Origin of the sequence: Novosphingobium sp. CF614 (assembly GCF_900113255.1) — a bacterium.
Lineage (GTDB): Bacteria > Pseudomonadota > Alphaproteobacteria > Sphingomonadales > Sphingomonadaceae > Novosphingobium.
Window position 1 is genome coordinate 99515 of sequence record NZ_FOOR01000010.1, and the last position, 7437, is coordinate 106951.

Below are 7437 nucleotides of genomic sequence, written 5' to 3' on the forward strand. Positions count from 1 at the left end.
GCAGCACGAAGCTCTGAGCGCCCGCGATGGCCGGCGATCTCTTTGCCTCCGCGCCGTGCTTGTTTATCAATCAATTGCCGCACCTCACCTGGTCGAAATCTCTCGGGCCGGGCCTATCTACATTGCAATGCAGCGTCCGACGAGACCTAATGGAGTTTCGAAGCGACACGGGAAAATGATTTTGCCGACAGTTTTGCACTTTCCAGCGGGTTTGCGGCTCGCACGAAAGCTACCAGAGCCTGTCAGATGCCCCAGTAAGCGACGCCGCGAGGCAGATCCTCACCGGCGAACAGACCTTTGAGGTCGGCAAGCAGGCCGCCCGGCTTCAGGTATCGTGCCGCGCCCGCCGCGCCTGCGGCACGATACTGGGCGTGCGGCACGGCTATCAGTACGGCATCGTATCTCGCCTTGGGCGGGTTGGTGACGAGTTGCAAGCCGTACTCATGGATCGCCTCGGCCGGGTTCGCCCGCGGGTCGGCCACGTCCACGCTATGTCCCAGCGCTTTCAGGCGCGCGATCACGTCCGATACCTTGCTGTTGCGCAGATCCGGCACATCCTCCTTGAAGGTCAGGCCCATCACCAGGACATCCGAGGCGGGCATCAGCCGCTGCGCAAGCTGGTCGGCGACCCATGCACCCATATCGTCATTGATCGCGCGGCCCGACAGGATCACCGCCGGGTCATGCCCTAGTGCGGCGGCGCAGTGCGCGAGATAATAGGGGTCTACCCCGATGCAGTGACCGCCGACCAGCCCGGGCTGAAAAGGCAGGAAGTTCCACTTGGTGCCTGCCGCCCTCAGCACGTCCCACACCGAGATGTCCATCAGCGAAAAGATGCGGGTGATCTCGTTCATGAAGGCGATATTGATGTCGCGCTGCGCGTTCTCGATCACTTTGGCGGCCTCGGCAACCTTGATCGAGGCTGCCTGGAAGGTGCCGCCCGAGGTGATCGCACCATAGATGGCAGCGAGGCGTTCGGTAATCTCGGGGGTCTCGCCGGCGACCACCTTGGTGATCCTGTCGATGGTGTGCTCGCGGTCACCCGGGTTGATGCGTTCAGGCGAATAGCCGAGGAAAAAGCCGACGCCGCGCTTGAGGCCCGATACGTGTTCAAGGATCGGCCCGCAAATGTCCTCGGTAACGCCCGGATAGACAGTGCTTTCGAAGCACACGATCGGCCGGCGGTCCGCCGCCAGCATCCCACCGACCATTCGCGAGGCGCTTTCGACGATCGACAAGTCCGGCCGTTTGGCGGCATCGACGGGAGTGGGGACGGTGATGATGTAGACGTCCGCCGGCGCGACGGCCATGGGATCGCTGGTGAGTATCAGGCCGGTCTTGGCCAGGCGATCGGTGTCGATCTCGTTGGTCCGGTCGTGGTGGCGCTCCAGTTCGGCGATGCGCGTGGCATCGATGTCGATTCCCACCGTCTCGAACCGGTGCGCGAGCGCAATCGCGAGTGGCAGCCCGACATAGCCGAGCCCGACGACGACGATACGTGGTTGCGCCATCGCCGTGTCCTCCATAACCGGCTCAGACACGATGATGGACGCAATACAGGTTGACGAAGGCTGGCGACCGGCGCGGCGGGCTCGGCATCCGGATTGCGTGCACGCCGGCCGGCCGCATCGGCAGACAGGTCTTCACCGCTTCACGCTCGCATGCTGGTGCCGAAAGTCCAATCATACGGCCGATGTACTCCGAATTGGTGTTGCCGATATTGTGGCCGGGCGCGGCGTGATCGCCGGCCCAGTGATCAGCGTCGTCATCACCAGTTCCCCACCTACCCACGCACGCGATGGCCGTGCGGCCGAGTGCTAGCCTTCCCGCAACGGCGATGAAAGCTCTATATTGTGCGACACAATGGGCAGCTCCGATCGGGGAGTGCGTCGACATGACCGCGGCCGTGCGATAGTAAAAGGCAACCCGTGGAGGCTCTGATGCTCGCACATGTCCTCAACCGTCGAAGGCTGCTGAGCGCTAGCGCGGGCGCGGCGATCGCCGCCGCCTTGGCGCCCGTCGCCGCGGCAGAGACCATCTTCACGCCCGAGCGCTTCGGTGCCAGGGGCGATGGCCGGACCGACGACAGCGACGCCTTCTCCCGTCTGTCCGATGCCGTGAACGCAGCTGGCGGCGGCACGGTGGTGCTGCGCCGCACGACCTATCTCGTGGGCACGCAGCGGCACGGGCCCGATGGCTTTACCACAACGCGGCTGCTGGCTTTTGCCGACTGCAGCCGCCCGGTCGAGATCCGCGGTAACGGGGCGAAGCTGCGCTGCGCGGCAGGGCAGCGCTATGGCGTATTCCTGCCGGATGGATCGCCCAATCCCGATATCGCGCACAAGGGCAGGGAGGGCATGACCCGCCCTTACGCCGCGATGATCGAGGCACGGCAATGCAGCGGTGGCATCCTGATTCAGGACATCGAGCTTGATGGCAATTCCGCGGCGCTGGTGCTCGGCGGCCGGCACGGCGACAAGGGGTGGCAGATCGGCTGTGCCGGCGTCGCACTGCGCAACAACACCGGACCTGAGCGCCTGATCAATGTCTACGCGCATCATCAGCCGCACGACGGCTTCTACGTTGACGGCCCGCGCGAACCGACCCCCGGCGTTGTGCGCCAGTTTGTGAATCTGCGGGCCGACACCAACGGCCGGCAGGGCATGAGCATTGTCGGCGGACAGGATTACCGCATCGAGCGTTCGACCTTTACCCGCACGGGCCGTGGCTCTGTGGCGAGCGCGCCGGGGGCGGGAGTGGACATTGAGGCCCAACGCAAGAAGCTCATTCGCAATCTCGTGTTCGTGGACTGCAAGTTCACCGACAACCGGGGCTGCGGCCTGGTCGCGGATTCGGGCAACAGTGCCGACGTGAGCTTCACCGACTGCCTGTTCGTCGGCACCGACAACTGGTCCGCCTGGCCCAACAAGCCCGGCTACCGCTTCGACCGCTGCACTTTCGTTGGCAGCCTGGTACACCCCTTCGCGGATCCGGATCCGGCGCGCGCGACGCGCTTTACCGAATGCCTGTTCACCGACAATCCAGCGCTGTCGCCAACCGGAAAGCTGATCCTGCGCAAGAGCCCGGCGTCGGTGTTGAACCAGGCGGACAACGTGCTGTTCGACCGCTGCCGCTTCGAGATGACCCGCGACGGCGTACTGCCGTCAAGCGAGGGCGCGATCTACCGCGACTGCACGATGAGCCAGCGTTCCTCCAAGACGGCGGCGACACGGGGCAGGTTCGAGGGGCGCAACGTCATCACTGGCCGGGTCGATCTTGGTAATTCCACGATCCTGGGGAGTACCATTTTGAACGGCAGTACCGTACCGAAGCGCGGAGGACACAGAAGTCGGCCAGATCGGCAATCCCGATCGTATCAATGGAGGCAGAGATGAATATCTTCGTGCTGTGTACAGGCCGTTGCGGGTCGCGGTCGTTCGTGCAGGCTTGCAAGCACATTACCAATTATTCTGCCGGGCATGAGACGCGTGTGCGCCTCGTCGGCGCGGACAAGTTCGCCTATCCGGCCAACCATATCGAGGCCGACAACCGGCTCTCGTGGCATCTTGGCCGGTTGGACGATGTCTATGGTGACGATGCCTTCTATGTTCATCTGCATCGCGACCGGACCAAGGTGATCGCCAGCTACGCACAGCGCTGGGCACCGGTGGGCGGTATGATGCCGGCCTACCGCAACGGCATCCTGCGCGCAGGCACGCACAGCAAGCTCGTGATCGCGGAGGATTTCGTCGCCACGGTCGAAGCCAATATCGCCAGCTTCCTGCGTAACAAGTCGATGACCATGAGCGTCGCGCTGGAGGCAGTAACCGATTGGTTCCCGATCTTCTGGCAACGGATCGGCGCGCAGGGCGATCTGGAGCAGGCGTTGGCGGAGTGGTCCTATCTGCACAACAGCCGCCGCGAGCGGACCGGTGTCCGCAAGTTCAAACAGAAACTCAAGGGCATCCAGCAGATCTTGTTTGAGCCGCCGCTGGCCTGAGCCGCAGACGGCATCGATACGGGGCAGGGGCTCAGCTGAACAGGAAGTTCGCGCGTCCGAGATCGGACTCGGCCGGCATCGCCGCCCAGCGGACGACATCGACGGCGGTGACGGCTTCGCCCGTGTCGATGCGCGTGCACTCATGTGGTTCCCAGCTCTCGCGGAAGAAGCCGCCGCGCCCCGCGAAAGCGCCGCGAGAGGCGGTCAGTGCGGCGTGCCCGGTAGGGTGCCATGACCGGCAACTGGTAGATCGCGCGCTTGAGACGACGGTGCAAGGTCATGCAGATCACTCCAACCGCGGCGCTGGAATTGCAGATCGCGCGCGGGCGAGGAGCGCTATCATTACTGCTGGCATAGCTCAACGCGCTTGCATTGCCTGGGTGGGTGCGCGAACCGTCCGGCAGGGACAATCGGAGGGGTGCCAATGCCGTTGGTCAGTGTCGTAATACCCACCTTCGGCCGGGCGACGCTCGTGTGCCGCGCGGTAGGAACCGCACTCTCACAGACGATGCGGGATCTCGAGGTGATCGTCGTGATCGACGGCAATGATCCTGCGACCCGCGCTGCGCTCGCAGCGATCGGCGACCCGCGCCTGCGTGTCATCTCCCATCCTACAAGGCGCGGCGCCGGCGCGGCACGCGACACTGGCGCCGATGCGGCGACGGGCACGTGGATCGCGCTCCTCGACGATGACGACGAGTGGCTGCCGGGGAAGCTCGCCGCGCAACTCGCGGCGGCACCGGACGAGCCGGCCGTGCTGATGACGTTGTCGCGCGTGATAAGCAAGGCCGGCACTTTCGTCCGGCCGGGCGAGGCCTATGACGAGCGTATTCCGCTCGACGAATGGCTGTTCGACCGGCGGACCTGGACGAAAGGCGGGGAGAGCTTCCTGCAATGCTCGTCGCTGATGATGCCCCGTGCGCTATTCGCCCTGATGCGCTTTGCCGACATGAAGCAGCACGACGACTGGGAGTTCGTCCTGCGCGCCGTGAAGCAGCACGGTTACCGGCTTGTCACCGTCCCCGAACCGCTGGTCGTCTATTACATGCCCGAGGCGCGCGCCTCCTTGAGCCGCACGCACACTTGGCGCCGCTCGATCATCTGGGCGCTGAGCTTGCGCGCGATCCTCACGCGCCGGGCGATGAGCGGCTTCTTCCTTACTGTCGCCGCGCAGATGGCGGCCTCTTTCGGGCAGCGCGAGGGGTTCGCCCCACTGTGCGCCGCCGCCCGCCGCTACGGCACGCCGACACCCAAACAGCTCTTCGCCTTCATCTTTTTCCGCGCTTCCCCGCTCACCTTGCGCCGCAGGCTGCGAGCCTGGATGCAGGCCGAGCGAAGGTGACCCTTCCACGTTTGCACGGCTGACCTGGTGGTGTCGGGACGAGGTGCGTCCCTGCTATGCGCGTCGCGCGATCGTCACGCCTGCGGCGCGTCGCTCAAGGCGTCAGTTCCGGTAGAGGGCGAAAAGACACTCGTCGTTCAACGCCCGGCAAAGGGTCTCCCGACTGATTCCGGTCTCGCGTGCAAGCGCGCAATGGTGCCCAGCGCGCGCAGCAGTTCTTCGGGAGTGCATAGGCGTCGATATCTGCCGGGGTATTCAGTACCTCGGCGGCATCCCAGGGCTTGGTTCGATAGCCATCGTCAAATCTCCTTCGCCATGACCTTTGCCCGTTCGAGGTCCCGTTTCTGCGAGTCCTTATTGCCGCCGCACAGCAGGATCACCACGACATCGCCGCGCCGGGTGTAGTAGACCCGGCTCCCGGTCCAAAGGCGAAGCGTAGTTTGCTCACTCCGTCACCGACAGACTTGGCGTCGCCGAAGTTGCCCTGTGCGATGCGGTCGATTCGCTTGGCAATCCGTGCTCGCGCCTGAACATCCCGCAGCGCCGTGACCGTGTTCTTGCTGATTCCATTATCTTCGGCGCAATCCGATTGGACTTGGGACGCCCTCCAGTCTGGCGGACGAGGATCTCATTCATGCACAGCATTTATTAACATAATCCTTGTTATCAGTTTATCCTATGGGCCGCGTTTTGTGAGTTTTGTAGGATAATGACACGACGTCGCCGTCCGCCCCTTCTCCATCGAGCAATCCTGGTTTCTGGGCAATCTGCGCCAACGATATGAAGTCTGGCACGATGCCCAGCGCGAACTGGCGGTCATGCCCTATGAACCTGCGCTGCAAGATGGAATAGTGAACGGCCGCGCCACTTCTACTGGATTTTCATCGTGCCGTAATATACCGCGCCTTGCGGCTACCTCTGCTGTCGAGCGACCGGCTTGCTCAAGGGGCTGCGGTGCGTCACATATGCAACCGCGCTGGTGTTTCGCCGGCCGCTTGAAACGGGCTCGGCAAAACGAACGTGGATGATCGACACAGTCTCACGGTTTCCTTGTGCCTGAGTGGCCGGCCGGTGGTCCTCGTCGGCGAGGGGGCGGCTGCGGAAGACCAGCGCCGGATACTCCAGCGTGCGGGCGCGTTGATCGTCGGGGAAGGTTCGAAGGCGACGCTCGCGGTCGTCGTCGATGATCCGGCGGCGGTGTCGCGGCTGAAGGTGCGCGGTGCGCTTGTTTACGCGGTAGGCCGGCCGGAACTATGCGATTTCACGCCGGTCGAAGCTGCAAATTCCATGCCGGATAAAGTTGTAAAGCGACGATGGCTGGCAAGGAAACCGCACATTGCCGAGACGAGAGAAGCCGGGGTCGAGAGCCAGGAGATACCGCCTGACGACGGTGGAGAGGCAGCAACAGACGAAGCGAAGGCCACGGAACTTGCGATATCTCTCCCGGTTGCCGCTAAGACAATGGCCGAGACAGTAATAGCAGAAGCAGAATGCGCGGCGCCCGAGGTGCCTGTCGTCGCCGCCCCAGAGACTGCGGCAGAGGCACCGCCGGAGAGCCCCGAGACGCCCCCTGACGACAGTACGGAAGAGGCGGAGGGTAAGTCTGAAAACGCATCCGTCCGAGCGCCGATCGACCTCTACACCGCCGCGCCGCCGCGCGCCGCCAACGGAGTTATGACGCGCATCGGCAGGACAATCGGAACGCTACTGCGATCGGCATGGCGGCTGTTGGCCGCCTGCCTGCGCGCGATCTTCGCGCCGTTTGCGGCAGTAGTCGAGATCCTGACAGGAGCAATCCAGACGTGGACTTCCAGGGCGTTCGAGCGTCCGATCTCTATCGATCTTACCCTTGCAGGCAGCGTGCCGGCCAGCGCGGCGCCGGAGGCCTGGCGAGGAGACGAGGTTTCCACCAATGAACCATCGAGTCAGGCCGGGGAGACCGATCTTCTCCCCGCTTCAGAGCAGTCGACCCGCTAGATGTGAGTATTTTGGAGTCGGATGGAATCTGGAGGGTTCTGTGAGGTCGCGCGGCGCTGAGGGTGGGGCTTGGCGCTGTGCGCGACCTCATTGAAGCCGGATTGAGCTAACCCGCTGA

The 7437-nt window shown here is 63.9% G+C and carries 6 protein-coding genes; 4 read left to right on the forward strand and 2 right to left on the reverse strand.

Annotated elements, in window-relative coordinates:
• Positions 1–242: 242 nt before the first annotated feature.
• Entirely contained in the window at positions 243–1511 is a 1269-nt protein-coding gene (locus tag BM052_RS12685) for a nucleotide sugar dehydrogenase (RefSeq protein WP_091147449.1), read from the reverse strand.
• A 429-nt stretch (positions 1512–1940) separates the two neighbouring features.
• Here BM052_RS12685 and BM052_RS12690 point away from each other — a divergent pair, with 429 nt between their 5' ends.
• Positions 1941–3395 carry a glycoside hydrolase family protein gene (locus BM052_RS12690; RefSeq protein ID WP_143084840.1) on the forward strand — a complete coding sequence of 485 codons (1455 nt, stop codon included), beginning with the start codon at positions 1941–1943 and terminating at the stop codon, positions 3393–3395.
• Positions 3392–4000 carry a hypothetical protein gene (locus BM052_RS12695; protein ID WP_177198465.1) on the forward strand — a complete coding sequence of 203 codons (609 nt, stop codon included), beginning with the start codon at positions 3392–3394 and terminating at the stop codon, positions 3998–4000. The genes BM052_RS12690 and BM052_RS12695 overlap by 4 nt, the downstream gene beginning before the upstream one ends.
• Before the next feature lie 140 nt (positions 4001–4140).
• Here the strand turns inward: BM052_RS12695 and BM052_RS19950 are convergent, their stop codons facing one another.
• Complete coding sequence (locus BM052_RS19950; protein WP_177198466.1) at positions 4141–4281, reverse strand: hypothetical protein; 141 nt, start codon at positions 4279–4281, stop codon at positions 4141–4143.
• 143 nt (positions 4282–4424) lie between these two features.
• Between BM052_RS19950 and BM052_RS12700 the strand changes: the two genes are divergently transcribed.
• Together BM052_RS12700 and BM052_RS12710 are read left to right on the forward strand one after the other, a co-directional pair.
• Complete coding sequence (locus BM052_RS12700) at positions 4425–5342, forward strand: glycosyltransferase family 2 protein (RefSeq protein WP_091147426.1); 918 nt, start codon at positions 4425–4427, stop codon at positions 5340–5342.
• Positions 5343–6362: 1020 nt separating this feature from the next.
• Positions 6363–7319: an NAD(P)-dependent oxidoreductase gene (locus BM052_RS12710; protein WP_143084841.1), complete on the forward strand. Its 957-nt coding sequence runs from the start codon at positions 6363–6365 to the stop codon at positions 7317–7319.
• The last annotated feature ends 118 nt before the right edge of the window (positions 7320–7437 follow it).

Excerpts from the sequence above, each read along its gene's own strand:
- BM052_RS12690 (WP_143084840.1), top strand. The coding sequence starts at position 1,941 with ATGCTCGCACATGTCCTCAACCGTCGAAGGCTGCTGAGCGCTAGCGCG.
- BM052_RS12700 (WP_091147426.1), top strand. The coding sequence starts at position 4,425 with ATGCCGTTGGTCAGTGTCGTAATACCCACCTTCGGCCGGGCGACGCTC.
- BM052_RS12685 (WP_091147449.1), bottom strand. The coding sequence starts at position 1,511 with ATGGCGCAACCACGTATCGTCGTCGTCGGGCTCGGCTATGTCGGGCTG.
- BM052_RS12695 (WP_177198465.1), top strand. The coding sequence starts at position 3,392 with ATGAATATCTTCGTGCTGTGTACAGGCCGTTGCGGGTCGCGGTCGTTC.
- BM052_RS19950 (WP_177198466.1), bottom strand. The coding sequence starts at position 4,281 with ATGACCTTGCACCGTCGTCTCAAGCGCGCGATCTACCAGTTGCCGGTC.